19 protein-coding genes are annotated in these 17,304 nt (G+C 69.8%); 5 read left to right on the plus strand and 14 right to left on the minus strand.

All coding sequences use genetic code 11. The features are described from left to right. Positions 1–71: 71 nt before the first annotated feature. A complete protein-coding gene (locus tag ACWV17_RS13270) occupies positions 72–872 on the minus strand; it encodes a crotonase/enoyl-CoA hydratase family protein (protein ID WP_455359836.1) in 801 nt (266 codons plus the stop codon). A 166-nt stretch (positions 873–1,038) separates the two neighbouring features. On the opposite strand from ACWV17_RS13270, the gene ACWV17_RS13275 reads away from it, so the two are divergent. The 3 genes from ACWV17_RS13275 to ACWV17_RS13285 all read left to right on the plus strand — a co-directional run bounded on the left by ACWV17_RS13275 (position 1,039) and on the right by ACWV17_RS13285 (position 4,913). Next, positions 1,039–2,667, plus strand: coding sequence for an acyl-CoA synthetase (locus ACWV17_RS13275; protein ID WP_455359837.1), 1,629 nt, complete (start codon positions 1,039–1,041; stop codon positions 2,665–2,667). 75 nt (positions 2,668–2,742) lie between these two features. Then, complete coding sequence (locus tag ACWV17_RS13280; RefSeq protein WP_455359838.1) at positions 2,743–3,804, plus strand: right-handed parallel beta-helix repeat-containing protein; 1,062 nt, start codon at positions 2,743–2,745, stop codon at positions 3,802–3,804. Between the two features lie 35 nt (positions 3,805–3,839). Beyond that, positions 3,840–4,913, plus strand: coding sequence for a methyltransferase (locus ACWV17_RS13285; protein WP_455359839.1), 1,074 nt, complete (start codon positions 3,840–3,842; stop codon positions 4,911–4,913). Positions 4,914–4,994: 81 nt separating this feature from the next. Here ACWV17_RS13285 and ACWV17_RS13290 read toward each other — a convergent pair whose 3' ends face one another. The 7 genes from ACWV17_RS13290 to ACWV17_RS13320 form a co-directional block, all read right to left on the minus strand. Continuing rightward, entirely contained in the window at positions 4,995–5,327 is a 333-nt protein-coding gene (locus ACWV17_RS13290) for a TcmI family type II polyketide cyclase (RefSeq protein WP_455354864.1), read from the minus strand. Positions 5,328–5,385: 58 nt separating this feature from the next. Continuing rightward, complete coding sequence (locus ACWV17_RS13295; RefSeq protein ID WP_455359840.1) at positions 5,386–5,868, minus strand: SRPBCC family protein; 483 nt, start codon at positions 5,866–5,868, stop codon at positions 5,386–5,388. Position 5,869: 1 nt separating this feature from the next. Next, positions 5,870–6,127, minus strand: coding sequence for an acyl carrier protein (locus tag ACWV17_RS13300; RefSeq protein ID WP_455354866.1), 258 nt, complete (start codon positions 6,125–6,127; stop codon positions 5,870–5,872). A gap of 16 nt (positions 6,128–6,143) precedes the next feature. Further along, the gene (locus ACWV17_RS13305) at positions 6,144–7,394 is read right to left on the minus strand and encodes a beta-ketoacyl synthase N-terminal-like domain-containing protein (protein ID WP_455354867.1); all 1,251 of its coding nucleotides are present in this window, start codon (positions 7,392–7,394) and stop codon (positions 6,144–6,146) included. Continuing rightward, positions 7,391–8,659, minus strand: a complete 1,269-nt coding sequence (locus ACWV17_RS13310) for a beta-ketoacyl-[acyl-carrier-protein] synthase family protein (protein WP_455359841.1) — start codon at positions 8,657–8,659, stop codon at positions 7,391–7,393. Before ACWV17_RS13310 ends, ACWV17_RS13305 begins: the two co-directional genes overlap by 4 nt. Beyond that, positions 8,656–9,090: a cupin domain-containing protein gene (locus ACWV17_RS13315; RefSeq protein WP_455354869.1), complete on the minus strand. Its 435-nt coding sequence runs from the start codon at positions 9,088–9,090 to the stop codon at positions 8,656–8,658. Before ACWV17_RS13315 ends, ACWV17_RS13310 begins: the two co-directional genes overlap by 4 nt. A 67-nt stretch (positions 9,091–9,157) precedes the next feature. Next, positions 9,158–10,276, minus strand: a complete 1,119-nt coding sequence (locus tag ACWV17_RS13320) for a SchA/CurD-like domain-containing protein (RefSeq protein ID WP_455354870.1) — start codon at positions 10,274–10,276, stop codon at positions 9,158–9,160. Between the two features lie 191 nt (positions 10,277–10,467). On the opposite strand from ACWV17_RS13320, the gene ACWV17_RS13325 reads away from it, so the two are divergent. After that, positions 10,468–12,108, plus strand: a complete 1,641-nt coding sequence (locus ACWV17_RS13325) for an FAD-dependent oxidoreductase (RefSeq protein ID WP_455359842.1) — start codon at positions 10,468–10,470, stop codon at positions 12,106–12,108. Positions 12,109–12,326: 218 nt separating this feature from the next. Then, a complete protein-coding gene (gene paaK, locus ACWV17_RS13330) occupies positions 12,327–13,616 on the plus strand; it encodes a phenylacetate--CoA ligase PaaK (RefSeq protein WP_455359843.1) in 1,290 nt (429 codons plus the stop codon). Between the two features lie 120 nt (positions 13,617–13,736). On the opposite strand, the gene ACWV17_RS13335 is transcribed toward paaK, so the two are convergent. The 6 genes from ACWV17_RS13335 to ACWV17_RS13360 all read right to left on the minus strand — a co-directional run bounded on the left by ACWV17_RS13335 (position 13,737) and on the right by ACWV17_RS13360 (position 17,294). Further along, positions 13,737–14,390, minus strand: coding sequence for a class I SAM-dependent methyltransferase (locus ACWV17_RS13335; RefSeq protein WP_455354873.1), 654 nt, complete (start codon positions 14,388–14,390; stop codon positions 13,737–13,739). Positions 14,391–14,469: 79 nt separating this feature from the next. Next, positions 14,470–14,970: a hypothetical protein gene (locus ACWV17_RS13340; protein ID WP_455359844.1), complete on the minus strand. Its 501-nt coding sequence runs from the start codon at positions 14,968–14,970 to the stop codon at positions 14,470–14,472. Between the two features lie 271 nt (positions 14,971–15,241). Then, complete coding sequence (locus ACWV17_RS13345; RefSeq protein ID WP_455354875.1) at positions 15,242–15,418, minus strand: hypothetical protein; 177 nt, start codon at positions 15,416–15,418, stop codon at positions 15,242–15,244. Further along, positions 15,415–15,822 carry a hypothetical protein gene (locus ACWV17_RS13350; RefSeq protein WP_455359845.1) on the minus strand — a complete coding sequence of 136 codons (408 nt, stop codon included), beginning with the start codon at positions 15,820–15,822 and terminating at the stop codon, positions 15,415–15,417. Before ACWV17_RS13350 ends, ACWV17_RS13345 begins: the two co-directional genes overlap by 4 nt. Beyond that, positions 15,819–16,007 carry a hypothetical protein gene (locus ACWV17_RS13355; RefSeq protein WP_455359846.1) on the minus strand — a complete coding sequence of 63 codons (189 nt, stop codon included), beginning with the start codon at positions 16,005–16,007 and terminating at the stop codon, positions 15,819–15,821. The genes ACWV17_RS13350 and ACWV17_RS13355 overlap by 4 nt, the downstream gene beginning before the upstream one ends. A 105-nt stretch (positions 16,008–16,112) precedes the next feature. After that, positions 16,113–17,294, minus strand: coding sequence for a helix-turn-helix domain-containing protein (locus ACWV17_RS13360; RefSeq protein WP_455359847.1), 1,182 nt, complete (start codon positions 17,292–17,294; stop codon positions 16,113–16,115). Between the last annotated feature and the right edge of the window lie 10 nt (positions 17,295–17,304).

The raw sequence follows: 17,304 nt of genomic DNA on the forward strand, positions 1-17,304 counted from the left end.
GCCGGCGTTTGAGGCGCGGGGTCCGGGGCGGAGCCCCGGTTCGGGAAGGGGCGGGGCGGGGAGGGACAGGTTCACGCTCGGCGGTACACCGGCGGACGCTTCTCGGCGAAGGCCCGCGCACCCTCCTTGGCGTCGGCGGTGTCGAAGACAGGCCAGCCGCGGGCCAGTTCGGCCTTGAGACCGTCCGACTCGGTCATCTCGGCCGTCTCGTAGACGGACGCCTTGACCGCCTCGACGGCGAGCGGTCCGCACGCGTTGACCTGTTCGGCGAGGGCGAGCGCCGTCTCCAGGGCTGTGCCGTCCGGCACCACGCGGCCGACGAGTCCGATCCGAGCGGCCTCCTCCGCGCTGTACGGGCGGCCGGTGAGCAGCATTTCGAGTGCGTGCGTACGCGGGATCTGGCGCGGGAGGCGTACGGTCGAGCCGCCGATCGGGAAGAGGCCGCGCTTCACCTCGAACAGGCCGAAGGTGGCACTCGCCCCGGCCACCCGGATGTCGGTGCCCTGCAAGATCTCCGTACCCCCGGCGACGCAGTAGCCCTCGACGGCGGCGATGACGGGCTTGCGGGGGCGGTGGTGGCGGAGCATCGCCTTCCAGTGCAGGTCGGGATCGGCCTTCAGCCGGTCCCGGTACCGCTCGCCCTCCATGCCCTTGCCCGCCAGGGCCTTGAGGTCCATCCCGGCGCAGAAGTCGCCGCCCGCGCCGGTGAGTACCACGGAGCGGATCGCGTCGTCCGCGTCGGCCTCCAGCCAGCCGTCGTACAGCCCGACGAGCAGGGGCAGCGAGAGCGCGTTCTTCGCCTCGGGCCTGTTCAGGGTGAGGACCAGCGTGGCGCCTTCGCGTTGCACGGTGAGGTGTTCCGTACCAGCCATTGCCGTTCTCCCGTCTCAAGACTAGAACAGGTTGCAGGAGGTGGGGAGTCAGTTCAATAGTTTTCTGACAGTCAGTCAGGTTTCTTTGGCGGCTCCTCTTCCCACTTGGGGGGCGCGGCGCTCTAATGACCGCCGGGCCAGTTGGCTGCCGGCGTCAGGAGGAGCGGTGGAGTACAACCTTGCCGACCTGTTCGAGTCGGTCGTCGACGTGGTCCCGGACCGCGAGGCGCTCGTGTACGTCGACCATCCCGGCACGGGGGCGGAGCGGCGGCTCACCTACGCCCAGCTGGACGCGGCGGCCAACCGCGTCGCGCACCACTTGCTGGACAGCGGCATCGCACCGGGTGAACACCTCGGTCTGCATCTCTACAACGGCATCGAGTACCTGCAGACGGTGCTGGCCTGCCTCAAGGCGCGGATCGTCCCCGTCAACGTCAACTACCGCTATGTGGAGGAGGAGCTGGTCTACCTCTACCGGGACGCGGACCTGGCGGCGCTGGTCTTCGACGCCGAGTTCACCGAGCGGGTGGCGGCCGCCCTGCCGCAGACGGAGAAGCTGCGGCACCTGGTGCGGGTGGGGACCCCGCCGGAGGGCGCCCCCGCGTTGCGTACGACCGCCTTCGCCGACGCCGAGGCATCCGGATCACCCCACCGGGGGTTCGCACCACGCTCACCGGACGACCTGTTCATCATCTACACCGGCGGCACCACCGGTATGCCCAAGGGTGTGATGTGGCGGCAGGAGGACCTGTTCTTCTCCGGCCTCGGCGGCGGCGCGCCGACCGGCGAGCCGGTCAAGGCGCCTCAGGAGCTGGCCGAGCGGGTGGCGGCGGGCGGTGACGGCATCACCTTCTTCCCCACTCCCCCGCTGATGCACGGCACCTCCACCCTGACCGCGTTCATCGGCTTCAACTTCGGTCAGCGGATCGTCGTCCACCGCAAGTTCGTGCCCGAGGAGGTGCTCCGGACCATCGAGAAGGAGAAGGTCACCAGCGTGTCGCTGGTCGGCGACGCGATGCTGCGGCCACTCATCGACGCACTGAATGGGCCGCTCGGCGGAACGGACTGCTCCGCCCTGTTCAGCGTCTCCAGCTCCGGAGCGATCATGTCGGAGACGGTGCGCGCCCAGTTCCAGGAGCTGGTGCCGCACGTGATGCTGCTGAACAACTTCGGCTCCTCCGAGTCCGGCTTCAACGGCACGGCGACGGACGACTCGGGGCCCGAGAAGGGATTCCGGCTGCGGGTCAACGCCCGTACGGCAGTGGTCGACCCGGCCACCTACGAGCCGGTCGCGGCCGGCGAACCGGGCCGCATCGCGCAGCGCGGCCATGTCCCGCTCGGCTACTACAACGACCCGGCGAAGACGGCGGAGACCTTCTTCCGGCGGGGCGACGAGCGGTGGGTGCTGCTCGGCGACATGGCGACCGTCGACGAGGAGGGCATCGTCACCGTGCTGGGCCGCGGCTCGCAGTGCATCAACACCGGCGGTGAGAAGGTCTATCCCGAAGAGGTCGAGCAGGCCCTGAAGTCCCATCCGGACGTGTACGACGCACTGGTCGCGGGGGTACCGGACCCGAGGTGGGGCAGCCATGTGGCGGCGGTGGTGCAGGTACGCCGGGGCGCGCCGGAGCCGTCGCTCGAGGACATCAGGTCGCACTGCCGGTCCCGCCTCGCCGGGTACAAGATCCCGAGACAGCTGGTGATCACCCCGGAGATCCGCCGCTCCCCGAGCGGCAAGGCGGACTACCGCTGGGCCCGGAACATAGCCACCACACACGACACTCCGCAGACGTAACCCGTTCGGGCACGGGATGTATCCATCCGCTTACCCCGTGTGGCGAGCGGTGGTGATCGACCATAGCTTCGGCTCATGACGAAACGACAGATCAAGAGCCTCGTATGCGCCGCAGTCGTCGCGGCCGCCGGACTGGGCATGGCCGCCCCCTCCGCCGCCGACGACCGACACGTGGTGCGTGCGGGCGAATCGATCCAGGAAGCGGTGAACGCCGCGCAGCCGGGAGACACCATCGTGATCTCGCCGGGCATCTACCGTGAGAGCGTCCTGATCACGAAACGGGACCTGACCCTGCGGGGTGCCGGTCCCAGTACCGTGATCATGCCCGGCGCGGCCGAGCGGGCCGCGAACGCCTGTGCCCAGGCCGGCAACGGAATCTGCGTCATGGGCGAGGCGGGCCGGACCGTCGACAACGTACACATCCGCGCGCTGACCCTCTCGGGCTTCAAGAAGAACGGCATCTGGGCCACCCGCACCGACCGACTGACCGTCCGGCAGGTGACCGCCGAGAAGAACGGCGTCTGGGGCATCGCCCAGGAGCGGTCCACGCGGGGGATGTTCCGGAACAACGTCGTGCGGGACAACGGCGACGCCGGCATCTTCATCGCCAACACCATCGACGCCGAGGGCGGCGCCATCGACACACGTGGGACGGTGGTCCGTGGCAACGTCGTGACGGGGAACCGGATCGGCACCACGATCAGGCGGGTCAGAAACCTGTCCGTCCGGGACAACGCCCTCACCGGGAACTGCGGCGGGCTGTTCGTCGTGGGCGACGAGTCCAAGCCGTGGGCCGGGGCGATGACCATCCGCGGCAACGTGATCTCCAAGAACAACAAGTTCTGCCCCGCCACCAGTCGGCTCCCGGTCGTCCAGGGCACCGGCATCGTCCTCACCGGCGCCGAGGACACCGTCGTGCGCGCGAACGTGATCAGGGACAACGTGGGCTCCTCCCCGCTGTCCGGCGGCATCGTGCTGTTCAAGAGCTTCGTGGGCGCCGTCAACCAGAACAACGTGATCAGCGACAACGTGGTGCTCGGCAACAAGTCGGCCGACCTGGCCAACCGGGACACCGGAACGGGCAACATGTTCGCCCGCAACACCTGCCGGGCCTCCGAACCCGTGGGGATGTGCTGACCGGTGTTCCCCTTCACCTGGAGAATCGAGGCGGTATGACGATCGTCAGTCCGACCCCCACGACCACCACTGCCACGACGCCCCCCATCGCCACCCCCGCCCCCCAGTCCGCCATGCGGCTGAGGGAACTCGTCTTCGGGGCGGCGTGCGCGGCGGCCGTACGGGCGGGAGCCCGGCTGGGCGTGGCCGACGCACTGGGCGAGACGGCCACGGCCGCGGAGGACCTCGCGCCCGCCCTGAACTGCGAGGCGCGATCCCTGCGCCGGCTGATGCGCACGCTGTCCTGCTACGGGATCTTCGCGGAGACCGAGGACGGGAAGTTCGTCCACACCGACATGTCCCGGATGCTGCGCGAGGACGCCCCGAACAGCCTGCGCTACATCGCCCTGTGGTGCACGGAGCCCTGGACCTGGGACGTCTGGCCGCGGCTCGACGACGCGGTCCGTTCCGGCACGAGCGTCTTCCACGACGTGTTCGGCAAGGGCTTCTTCGAGCACCTGCACCAGGACGCGCACGAGTCGGCGCACGTCTTCAACCGGGCCATGACCACGTCCAGCATGCAGTCGGCGCTGGACGTCGCGGAACTCCTCGACCTCACCGGCGTTTCGGCGGTCGCGGACATCGGTGGCGGCCAGGGCCACGTGCTGGCGAGCCTGCTGGAGCGGCATCCGGCGATCCGCGGCACCCTGCTCGACCTCCCCGACGTCGTGGCCAAGGCCGATCCCCGGCTGCGCGACGGCGGCCCGCTCGCGGAGCGAGTGCACATCGTCCCCGGGGACTGCCGGCAGAGCATCCCGGTCAAGGCCGATCTCTACATCATCAAGAACATCCTGGAATGGGACGACGACAGCACCCGCAGGACGCTGCACAACGTCGTCGCGGCGGCCCGCCCGGGAGCGCGGGTCGTGGTCATCGAGAACCTCGTCGACGACACGCCCTCCATGAAGTTCACCACCGCCATGGACCTGCTTCTGCTGCTGAACGTCGGCGGCGCGAAGCACACCAAGGAGTCCCTGGTCACCCGGATCAGCGACGCCGGTCTGCGCATCGGCGAGATCCGGCCGGTCAACGCGTATCTGCACGCGTTCGAGTGCACCGTCCCCGGCTGAGCCGGCCGACTCCGTAAAACGCCCCGAGCCCGGCGCGATGCCGGGCTCGGGGCGAACTCATGGGCTCGCGAACTCGTGGGCTCACGCCGTACGGTCGCGCTCCCAGCGGTAGAACTGGTGGGCCATGGCGTCCTTCGGGCTCTTCCACGTCTTCGGGTCGTACGGGCTGACGAAGGCGGCCAGCTTGTCGCTGATGTCACGGAACGCGGGATGTTCCGTCACCTTCGCGATCTCGGGACCGGGCGGCCGCTCGGATTCGATGAGGTGCAGATACACGTCGCCGAACTGGAACAGGCTGCGCCGGCTGACTCCGACGAGGTGGGGCAGTTCGCCGCTGTCGGAGGCCGCGAACACTTCGGCGATGTCCGGAGCCGATTCCGGCGCCATCCGGGCGACGATCAGAGCGTGGTGCATCGGGCAGATCCCTTCGTGTGCCGCCGGAGGCCCGGCGGCACGTAGGCGGGGCGGGGCGTCAGTTCGGCGCGACCGGGGCGGGGGTGCGCCGGTCGCGGTCGTGCTGCTCAATCTTGTCCCGGATGAGTTCCATCTGGATCCGGGAGTTGCGGTTGATGTTGTCGGTCATCCACGCGTCGTCGACCGGAGCCTCGGGCTTCATCGCGAAGTCCTGCGTCCACTGCATCCGGATGCCGTCGGGGACCTCCTCGTACTCCCAGCGGATGTCCATGTGCTGGAACGGACCGGGCTCGACCCGGCGGGCACGGACGATGAGCCCCGCGCGGTCGGTCACCCGTTCCGAGACCCAGCTCCAGACTTTGCCGTTCTCGTCGGGGTGCATGGTCAGCCGGAAGGTCGTCTTGTCGCCCTCGCGGGCCAGGATCTCGACCGACGCGTACTCGCTGAACAGCCGCGGCCAGTTCTCGATGTCGTTGGTCACGTCCCAGACGAGGTCCAGGGGCGCGGCGATGGTGATGTCGTTCTCGGTGTGTCCGGGCACGTCAGGCTCCAGTCATCAGGGTGTGGTTGACGAGGTCGAGGAACTCGCGCGGGGTCTTGCACCGGTCCGCGTCGGGGGGCAGCGGCCGGCCGTGCCGGTTCTCCAGCTCGCCCACGATGCCCAGGAGGCCCAGTGAGTCGAGCCCGAACTCGTCGAACTTGGAGTCGGGCCGGCGCGCCATCTCGTTCGGATCGACGGTGAGCCCGGCGCCCTTCTTCATCAGCGCGGACAGTTCTTCCATGGTCAGTTGAGCGGACATGAGGGAGTCCTCCTTGTTACGAGGTGGTGTCGGTGGCGCGCCGCAGCACGAGGGCCGCGTTCGACCCCATGAGTCCACGGCTCAGCACGAGCGCCGTCCGCAGTTCGGCGGGACGGGCCCGGCCGGTGACCACATTGAGGTCGTGGCACACGTCGAAGACGTTGGGCGTGGGCGGTATGAGGCCGTGTTCCATGGCGAGGACCGCGGCGGCCGTGTCCAGGACGGGCGCTCCGCAGTAGGCCCTGCCGATGCCCGTCTTGGGAGCGGTGACCGGTACCCGCCGGCCGTGCACGCCCAGCACGTCGGCGATCGCCAGCGCCTCGGCGCGGTCCGCCGCCGGGACGCCGAGGGCGTCCGCGAAGACGACGTCGACCTCCTCCGGCGCGCAGCGGGCTTCCCGCAGCGCCCCGCGTATCGCCTGGGCCAGGCCCTCCCGTGACCGCTCCCAGCGGGCCGCCCCGCTGAAGGTCGCGGCGTGCCCGGCCAGTTCGGCCCGGACCCGGGCCCCGCGGCGGCGGGCGGACCGCTCCTCCTCGACGACGAGCATGGCGCCGCCCTCGGCGGGGACGAAGCCGCAGGCGTCGGCGGTGAAGGGACGGTAGGCGCGAGCCGGATCGTCGCAGGTGCTGAGGTCCTCGTAGCCGAGCTGGCAGACGACCGAGTACGGAGCCAGCGGGGCTTCGGCCGCACCGACGACGACCGCGTCGGTGCCCCGGCCGATCGCTCCGGCGGCGTGCGCGAGCGCGTCGAGGCCGCCGGCCTCGTCGCTGGCCACGACACCGCACGGTCCCTTGAAACCGCCACGGATGGATATCTGGCCGGTGCTGGCGGCGTAGAACCAGGCGATGGACTGGTACGGCCCGACATAGCGGGAGCCCTGTCCCCACAGCCGCTGGAGTTCACGCTGTCCGAACTCGCCACCGCCCGATCCGGCGGCGGTCACCACGCCGACGGCGAACGGCGCGCCGTCGTAGTCGGCGCGGCCGAGCCGGGCGTCGTCCAGGGCGAGGTCGGCCGCGGCCATCGCGAAGTGCGTGAACCGGTCGGTCTGGACGAGATAGCGCTCCTCGACGAGCGCCAGCGGGTCGAAGCCCCGTACCTCGCCGGCCACGCGCAGCGGCAGCTGCTCGCATCCCTCCCGGGTGACCCGGTCGAGCACGCTGATGCCTTCCTGCGTCGTCTTCCAGAAGACCTCGGTGGTCGCCCCGTTCGGGGCGACGACTCCGATGCCGGTGACGACCGAGCGCCGATCCTGCCGGAAGCTCATCGTGTCCTCCCATTTGGTCGGGTCATGACCACCGCGGACTGGAAGCCGCCGAACCCGCTGCCGACCGACAGCACGCTGCGCAGTTTCCGGGGGCGCGCGGTGCGTGGCACGTAGTCGAGGTCGCACTCCGGGTCGGGGGTCTCGTAGTTCGCCGTCGGGGGCACCACCTGGTTGGCCAGGGCCAGCACGCACGCCACTATCTCGATCGCCCCGATGGCGCCCAGCGAGTGGCCCACCATCGACTTGATCGAGCTCATGGGCACGTCGTAGGCGTGCGCGCCCAGCGAGCGCTTCACCGCGGCCGTCTCGTGCCGGTCGTTCTGCTGGGTGCCGGAGCCGTGCGCGTTGACGTAGTCGATCTGCGACCGGTCGAGCCGGGCGTGGTCGAGAGCGGTGTTGATGGCCTCGGCCATCTCCAGCCCCTCCGGGGTCAGCCCGGTCATGTGGTAGGCGTTGCCGAACGTGGCGTAGCCCTGTATCTCGCAGTAGACGGTCGCGCCACGGGCCCGCGCGTGTTCCAGCTCCTCCAGTACGAGCACGGCCCCGCCCTCGCCCATGACGAAGCCGTCGCGGTTGGCGTCGAACGGCCGGGAGGCGTGCTCCGGGTCGTCGTTGTTCGCCGAGGTGGCCTTGATCGCGTCGAAGCACGCGACCGTGATGGGGGAGATCGGTGAGTCCGACGCGCCCGCGATGCACACGTCGACCCGGCCCTCCTCGATGGAGTGGAAGGCGTACCCGATCGCATCCAGGCCCGAGGTGCAGCCCGTCGAGACGGTCTGTACGGGCCCGTGGGCGCCCACCTGTTCGGCCACCGCCGAGGCGAGGGAGCTCGGCGAGAACGCCCGGTGCAGATGGCGGCCCGCCGGCCGGTGGTCCACGTCCCAGCGGCTGCCGCTACTGCTGACGGCCACGTAGTCGTGTTCCAGGCGGGTGGTGCCGCCGACCGCGGTGCCCAGGGACACCCCGATGCGCCAGGGATCCTCCTTCTCCGGGTCGAGACCGGCGTCCCGTACGGCCTCGCCGGCGGCCACCATCGCGAACTGGATGTACCGGTCCGAGCGGGCGACCTGCTCGGTGTCGAGCCCGTGCGCCGCCGGGTCGAAATCACACTCGGCGGCGATGCGGGAGCGGAAGCCCTCCGGGTTGAAGAGGGTGATCCCCCTCGTCGCCGTACGGCCGTTCGAGAGCAGGTCCCAGAACGCCGGGGCGCCGACGCCGCCCGGGGCGACGACGCCGATCCCGGTGACCGCCACTCGCCGGGTCACGAAACCACCTCCTTGCGTTCTGGCGGCCAGCCCTGCTCGGCGCTGTCCGTGTGCTCGGTGTCGACATGTCCCAGCTCCGGGCGGGGGGCGAGCGGGCCCAGATGGAAGACCATGCGGGCCTCGACATCACCCACGTTGCGGAAGCGGTGGCGTACGTGAGGGGGGATCAGGAGGCCCTGGTCGGGCCGGATCGGGTGCGGTTCACCGTCCAGGTCCACCTCGAGCAGTCCGCTCACGACGTACACGAACTCCTCCGAGTACGGGTGATAGTGCTCGCCGATGCGGTCACCGGGCTGAACGATGGCCAGGCCCATGAAGCCGCTCGTGGCGCCCACCGCCGTCGGCGTGAGCATGGCGCGCAGGTCTCCTCCGCGCCTGCGGTTGGGCTGGGTCTCGCTGAGGTCCACGATGCGTGGGCGGTGCATGGTCATGGGTGCTTCCTCCAGGTGCGTTGTGCCGGCGGCGTTGAGCGGGTGCCCCTGTGGGCCTGGTGGCGGGTCAGGAGTCCTGGGCCCGGCGGTCGGTGATCAGCTGCATGTCGGAGCGCGCGAGGAACCGCGAGATCTCCTGGTCGGTCCTCGGCACGTCGTTCGCCCGGCCGTCGAGCAGCCGCGCCAGTACGGCCGCCTTGCGCGGTCCGGCGACACCGAACGCCAGGGCGGGCCTGGCCTCCATCGGACCGCTGATGTCGATGAGCCGGACGACGATCTCGTCACGCTGGAAGATCGTGCTGCCGCAGATGGGGCTCTTGCTGTCGTCGGCCGCCGCCACGTCCTGACCGGCGAGGAACCGGGCCAGCGCCATCCCGCAGCCCGGCTTGGCCTGGTACAGCAGCGCGTGCCGGTCGACCTCCGACGGATCGTGCTCACGCGCCGCCACATGGTGGACCGCCGGCAGCGCGGCCCGGGTGAAGAACACCCGGGCGGAGTCGGGATCGCTGAGGTCGCGGTCCTGCTCCAGGTAGGGGTTGATGGCCTCCTCGACCGCCCGGACCTCGGGCTGCCGGGCCACGTGCCGCAGGGCCGCGAGCAGGTCTCCCTGCACCTCGACCGCCCGCACGACGCGGTTGCCGTGCATGAAGAGCGAGGTGCGGCACAGCCGGGTCGTCTCGTCGACCACCGACTTCGGCGGGGTGTAGTCGGCCAGGATCTTGGCGACGATGTCCTCGCTGCCCGGCTTGACGGTGAAGGTCAGCGCGTGGCGGACCATGCCGTCCCCGAGGCGGGGCGAGGCCTGGAGGCGACGCTTGGCCGGCTCGGCCGCGCTCGTGAAGGCGTTCCCGGTCTCCCGCAGCACACTGAAGCGGAGCGACCTGGTATCACGTACGCAGCTGTGCAGCGGCTGCACCGTCTGGACGTGCTCCTCGCTGTTCACCCAGTCCAGGAAGGGCGGTGCGCTCTCCCATTCGCTGGTGATGAGCCACTGCGAGGGGTTCTCGATCGACTGGCACAACTGGTCACTGATGTGCCCGGGTACGGACGCGACCTGGTTGCGCAGGTGCTCGTACGCCTCGAGGAACTGCTTCTGGGCACCCTCGTGGAGGTCCAGCAGCAGAACGACCCGAAGCCTTGAGCCGTCGAAGGCCGACTGCGATATCCGTTCCGACAAGGTTGTCATCTTTCCACTCCTTCAATGGCGGATGCGGACGGTCCGCCCCCCAAGTCGCGGGCGGCTCTCCCGAGTCGATCGTGGGCCGCTGGTACGGGCGGCGCGAGATGTGTGAACCAAGCGGGTGAATGGGCGTCCGAAGCCGTCCCACCAGGGCATGCACACTGCATCCCGTAGGGCAGCTCGAGCTGGAGCGACTGATGAACGAAAACACCGACGACCGGGTGCCGGTCCTCATCGTGGGCGGCTCCCTGGTGGGCCTGTCCGCCTCACTGTTCCTGGGCCGGCTCGGCATCCGGCATCTGCTGGTCGAGAAGCACGAGGACACCTCGACGCATCCGCGCGGCCGCGGCAACAACGTGCGCACGATGGAGGTGTACCGGGCGGCCGGCGTCGAGTCGGCGATCCGGGAGGCCGCCTCGGTCCTCGCGGAGAACCACGGCATCCTCCAGGCCCCGTCGCTGACCGGCGACGACCAGGAGTGGCTGTTCAAGGAGATCGATCCGGGGGGCGGGCTCGCGCGCTTCACCCCCTCGGGCTGGTGCCTGTGCAGCCAGAACGATCTGGAACCGGTGCTGCTGGCCCGGACCCGCGAGCAGGGGGCCGACGTACGGTTCTCCACCGAGCTGATGTCGTTCGAGCAGGACGGCACGGGTGTGAGCGCGGTCCTGAAGAACCGGGAGACCGGGGAGCACAGCACGGTCCGCGCGGACTATCTCATCGCGGCCGACGGACCGCGCAGCCCCGTCCGGGAACGGCTGGGGATCGGCCAGACCGGGCCCGGCGACCTGTTCCACAACGTGAGCATCACCTTCCGCTCCAAGCGGCTGACGGACGTGCTGGGCACCCGTCGCTTCATCGTGTGCTACCTGACCGACCCCGCGGCGGACGGGGCCCTGCTGCCGGTGGACAACCTGGCGAAGTGGGTGTTCCACGCGCCCTGGCAGCCGGACCGGGGCGAGACCCTGGAGGACTTCACCGACGAGCGGTGCGCGAAGCACATCCGCACGGCGGTCGGCGCGCCCGAACTCGACGTCGAGATCACCGGCAAGGCTCCCTGGCACGCCGCCGAGCGGGTCGCGGAGCGGTACTCGGCCGGCCGGGTCTTCCTCGCCGGGGACTCCGCCCACGAGATGTCCCCCACCGGGGCGTTCGGCTCCAACACCGGTATCCAGGACGCGCACAACCTGGCCTGGAAACTCGCCGCCGTGGTGGAGGGCTGGGCCGGGCCCGGGCTGCTCCAGACGTACGAGACGGAGCGTCAGCCGGTGGCGCGGGCGACCAGCGCGCGGGCGTCGGCGCGGTCGAGCGAGCACAGCCACCCCGGATACGTGCCTGCGCCCGGCGTGGGTGGCGGGAAGCAGAGCGGGCTGCTCCCGGTGGCCCTGGGATACCGCTACGTCCGGGGCGCGGTCGTGGGCGTCGACCCCGAACTGCCCGTCGTACCCGAGCGGCTGGATCTGACCGGCGGGCCGGGCACGCGGGCGCCGCACATGTGGCTGCTCGACCGGGGCGAGCGGAAGTCCACCCTGGACCTCTACGAGCGGTCGTTCGTACTGCTCAGCGGTGCCGCGGGGGCGGCATGGCACGCCGCCGCGCAACGCGTCGCGGACCGGCTGTCGGTACGGCTCGACGCCTACCGGGTGGGCTCGGGACCGGACGCCGATCTGGCGCCGGAGAACGCCAACGGGCCGGACTGGGCCGAGGTCCACGGCACGACGCCCGAGGGCGCCGTACTCGTACGTCCGGACGGCTTCGTGGCCTGGCGGGCCATGGGACCGGCATCCGACCCGGAGGCGACCCTGCACGAGGTCATGGCCTCACTGCTCGACCTGACCTGAGGCCGGGCCGCCCCCTCCGGGCCGGACATTCTCGCAGCCCGCGGGTTCACCCGCTCGGCGGACCCGCGGGCTGCGAGCCGAGGCTGCTAGCCGGTTGCGGGCCGGGTTGCGGGGTTTCGGGACCCCACCCCCTTGCACGTGCGGGCGCATCCTGGATTACTGGTGCGCGGCACAGCGACCGAATGATCGGTCGTCCGGTTCGGGCGGGAGAATTCGTCATGGCGGCATGGTCGGACGCGTCGGAAGGCCTCACGAGCGAGGAGCTCGCGGCACTGCAGCTCGAACGGCTGCGCGCCACCCTGCGGCACGCGTACGCCCATGTGCGCTTCTACCGGGAGTCCTTCGACAAGGCCGGGGTGCGGCCCGAGGACTGCCGGTCGCTCGACGACCTCGCGCGCTTCCCGTTCACCACGAAGGCCGATCTGCGGGACAACTACCCCTTCGGGATGTTCGCCGTGCCCGAGTCGGATGTGCGCCGCATCCACGCCTCCAGCGGCACCACCGGACAGCCCACGGTCGTCGGCTATACCGAACGGGATCTGGACATGTGGGCCGACGTGGTGGCCCGGTCGATCCACGCGGCCGGTGGCCGGCCCGGCCACAAGGTCCATGTGGCCTATGGATACGGGCTGTTCACCGGCGGCCTGGGCGCCCACTACGGCGCCGAACGGCTCGGCTGTACGGTCGTCCCCGCCTCCGGCGGGATGACCGCACGTCAGGTGCGCCTGATCCAGGACTTCCGGCCCGAGATCATCATGGTGACGCCCTCCTACATGCTCACGCTGCTGGACGAGTTCGAACGGCAGGGCATCGATCCCCGTACCACCTCCCTGCGGACCGGCATCTTCGGAGCCGAGCCGTGGACGGAGGGGATGCGGCGCGAGATCGAGGAGCGCTTCGCCATCGACGCCGTCGACATATACGGGCTGTCCGAGGTGATAGGCCCCGGCGTGGCCCAGGAGTTCGCCGAGACCAAGGACGGCCTGCACATCTGGGAGGACCACTTCTTGCCGGAGGTCGTGGACCCGGTCACGGACGAGGTGCTGGCCGGCGGCGCGCACGGGGAGCTGGTCTTCACCTCGCTGACCAAGGAGGCCATGCCGGTGATCCGCTACCGCACCCGGGACCTGACCCGGCTGCTGCCCGGCACGGCCCGGCCCGCCTTCCGCCGGATGGAGAAGATCACCGGCCGCTGCGACGACATGATCATCCTGCGCGGGGTGAACCTCTTCCCCGCCCAGATCGCGGAGATCCTGCTGCGTACACCCGCCGTCGCCCCGCACTTCCAGCTGCGGCTGACCCGCGAGGGCCGGCTGGACGCCCTGACCGTACGGGCGGAGGCGCGCAGGGACGCCTCGGCCGCGGACCGCACCGCGGCCGCCGAGGCGGTCGGGCAGGCGGTGAAGGACGGCATCGGAGTGTCGGTCGCGGTCGAGATCGTCGACCCCGAGACGCTGGAACGGTCCGTCGGAAAGATCAGACGGATCGTGGACGACCGGCCGAAGTGAAACGGCCCCTCAGCTCCCGCTTGAGGATCCTCCCACTGGCGTTGCGCGGCAGCTCGCCCACCAGCAGGACCTGTTCTTCGAACATGCTGGCGGAAATGCACGGTCGGGTGCGAACCGCGGTCAGACCCGAGCGCGGACGATCAGCGTGCCGATGTGGCCGGGCTGCGGCGCGTCCAGCACAGCGGCTTGGGGAGTAGAGAATCCGGCACAAGTCAGCAGGCGCTGCCACACGGCGGGGCGGTAGCTGTAGCGGTAGGTGAACATCGCCTTCCCCGCGAACCCGCCCTTGTACATGCCCTGCGGGCCGTATGCGCCGGGGATGGCCGGCGGCTGGGAGAAGACGAACGCGCCTCCTGGGTTGAGCCGGGCGCGTACGAGGGGGAACAGCTTGCCGGGATCGGTGAACCAGGCCGCGCCGAAGATGGAGTAGATCGCGTCGTACGTCTCGGTAGCAGCGACCAGGTGCTCGAGCACCTCTCCGTGGTGGAAGACCGCTCCGGTGTCTCCCCACTTCTCGGTGGTCTTCTTCACCATGACCGGGGACAGATCGAGTCCGTGGGCGTCGATGCCCTGCTGGGCCAGGTGGGCGAGGGCTCGGCCCGTTCCGCATCCGATTTCCAGCACGCTTGCGGGGTCGGCGAGCAGCTCCGGCCCGGGTCCATGGCCGGCGTACTGAGTCCAGTTGAAGACGGGTTCGGCGTCGTTCTTGAAGGCCGACTCTGCGTAGGTGTCCCAGAGCTCGGTTTCCGCGGCGATGTCGTGATGCGCAGGCACAATGCTTCCTCTGTCGTGGCGGGATGCGCGGAGCCCCCGCCCTCGCAGAGAGGAGGACGGAGGCGACTGTAGCGCCTGCTCAGTGGCTGTCGGGCACTTTGTTGTCGCATGGCGAGCATTCAGCGCCGTCGATGGCCCACAGCTCCTGGTCGACGTCGAACCCGATGGAAGTCAGGAAGTCCGCGGTCCGCAGGCACAGGCCGTCGCTGCGGCGCTGGATGAACGGGGCGTGGTGCTTGTAGCAGCCCCCGTTGTAGACCTCGCAGAGCGCGAACCAAACGGGGGTGTCGAGGATGAGCTGGTGGACGCCGATGTCGACAAGCTTGCCGACGCCGAGGTGGACATCGGGGTGTTCGATCGAGGCGATGGTGTACATGACGGCGTTGCCGAGGATGCGTTCGGCCATGTCGCGAACCATGGTGTTGTCGCGCAGCAACAGGGCGACTTCGCGGTCCCAGAGGGACATGCCGCTGTCCAGCACGTTGACGCTCAGGTGCTGGATGTACGGCTGGACGGCGTTGAGCAGTTCCTTCGGGTTCCGTGTGCTTGTACTCACCGGGCGGTCGAGCATGACGGTCATGTGTTTCCCCTTCGTCGAGGTCTGCCACGTCTTGCTTCTGGGCCGCCCCTGCACTCGACCTGTCCAGGGTGGGGTGCAGGGGCAGTGTCTTACGAGCCCGCCCCGACCGGGTCTTCCGGGACTCCAGCCGGGGCGGGCGTTCATGGGATTGCGACCCTTAACCCGATGCGGTCGCCGTGGGTGTGGTGCTGATGGGCCCGATGCGAGGCGTTGCTCGTCGCGGTGGTGGCCCCGTCCGCGGCCGATCGGCGTTCCAACCGCGGACGGGAGTTCAGCGGCGGAGGTAGAGCCGGGCGATACGCGACTCGACCCGCCTCGGCAGGACGCACTCGGGGTCGTCGTCCTTGTGCTTGTACGCATCCGGCTTGGCACCGCTCGCCGAGAACCCGACTCCGACTCGGACCGATTCGCCGGTGATGACCCGGTCGCACACGCAGCAGATGTTCATCCGAAGTGCTCCGTCCTGGGGCCGAAGTGCTGATCAATCACCCGTTCCAGCGCCGCCCGCAACGACCCGATGTCCATGGCCGCACGGTCGGCGGTGGGAGGGACCACCCAGTGGAGGACGTGTTCGTCGGCGTTCAGCGGCGGTACCACCACGTAGGTGGCCGTGCCGCAGGGCACGGTCTCCCGCAGCTCCCAACCGGCGGTGCTTCCCGGCGGGGTGAGGAAATACAGGATGCGGGTCCACGGGTCGCAGATAACCGGCCCGCAAGCGCCGCCCAGATCATCGACAACCTGCTTGCCCAGCGTGCAGGGTACGCGGATCGCGTCCCAGTGCTCGCCGGCCTTCACGTGCCACACGGTGGCCGGAGGCAGCCAGGGCAGTGAGGCTCGGGCCATGGCGTTCATGACCGGCCTCCGCAGCCGCAGGTCACGATGGGCCAGATCTTGTCGTTGTCGGGGAAGGTGAAGTGGCCTGCGGCGTGCAGCGTCTTGGTGACGGCACCGCAGTGGAAGCACGCCTCGGCATGTAGTCGGGCGATGCTGACCGGGCCCTCAACGAGGGTCGGCGCAAGCGCCTCCGCCTCACTCATAGGGGTTCCCATCTGCCTGTTTCGGTGTGGACAGACAGATGATGGGCGCATACAACGGCTGCAAGTACTACACCGTGTATCCCTTTGTATCCCTCCTTCGAGGGGTCAGACCGCTCCGATCCACTGGGCGTAGTGGGTGAGGGATTCGGCGTCGGCTCTCTTGAGCCGGCGCAGTGTTCTGGCGACGTCGCGCGCCCAGGGGTGCTCGCGGGTGTGCTGGGGGGCGACGGCACGCGCGACCTTCAGCGACTCGAAGGCGTGGTCCATCAAGCCGGCCCACAGCTGGGCCTGGGCGAGCTCGATGTAGAAGCCGGAGCGGCGTTCCCGTGGCATGTCACTGGACGGCTTCCACTCGCTGGCGACGTCCAGGGCTCGCTTTACGTGGTCCTGTCCCAGGCTGATGGCGACGGACACCTCATGGATGCGGACGGAGTCGGGCCCGAAGGCGGTGCCCTGGTAGATGTCCTCGGGGATCCGGTCGCCGTGCTGGCGGGCTTCGACCAGGTGGAGGTCCGCGGCGTCGGCGTCACCAGCCCGGCCGGCGATAACGGCGGCCCGCATGTGGAGGGCGCCGCGAGCGGCCACTGCCTGCGGGTCGGCGACGGACGGGGCGGCATCCACGGCGTGCTCAAGCGCACGCAGGCCGGGGGCGTGGGCCTTCGCAGCGAAGAACGTCTCGGTCCGCACATACGCCACGGACGCCGTCAGCAGGGGATCGTCGGCCCGGACGGCGGCCCACCGCATGAGTTCGATGAGCCGTGCGGACAGATCGTGGGCGCCGAACTTGTACGCGACCGCGTCGGCCGAGCGGGCCGCGGACACGAGCAGGCGGGCTGCTTCCTGCTGCTCGGCGCCGCCGCTGGTATGGATCGCGCGGATCGTTTGTTCAAGGAGCTTCGGCACCCGGTCGGCGAGCCGTACGTACTGGGCTCCGAGACGCCACTTGACGGCTTCGTCGACGGCGGCCTGGAGGTCCGTGATGGAGGTTTCTGGGCCGTCGGCGGGGATGTCGTAGGCGGCGATCGCTGCGGACACGGCGGGGAGTGCGTCATGGACGCGGCCGTCGTTGCGGGCATGGCCGGTTAGGAGCCGTGTGGGGTCCATGGCGAGAGCCGCTGCGATGGCGTCGAGGGTGGTGTCGCTGGGCATGCGGGCGCCTCGCTCGATCGCCTTGACCGTGGCGAGGGAGATGAAGGCGGCCCGGGCGAGGTCAGCTTGTGTCATGCGGCGGGCACGTCGCGCAGTGGCGATGCGGTGCCCTACCTCAAGCAGAGGGTTGGAGGGCATACTTGCTCCG

The sequence above is a fragment of the Streptomyces mabaensis genome (assembly GCF_053763515.1).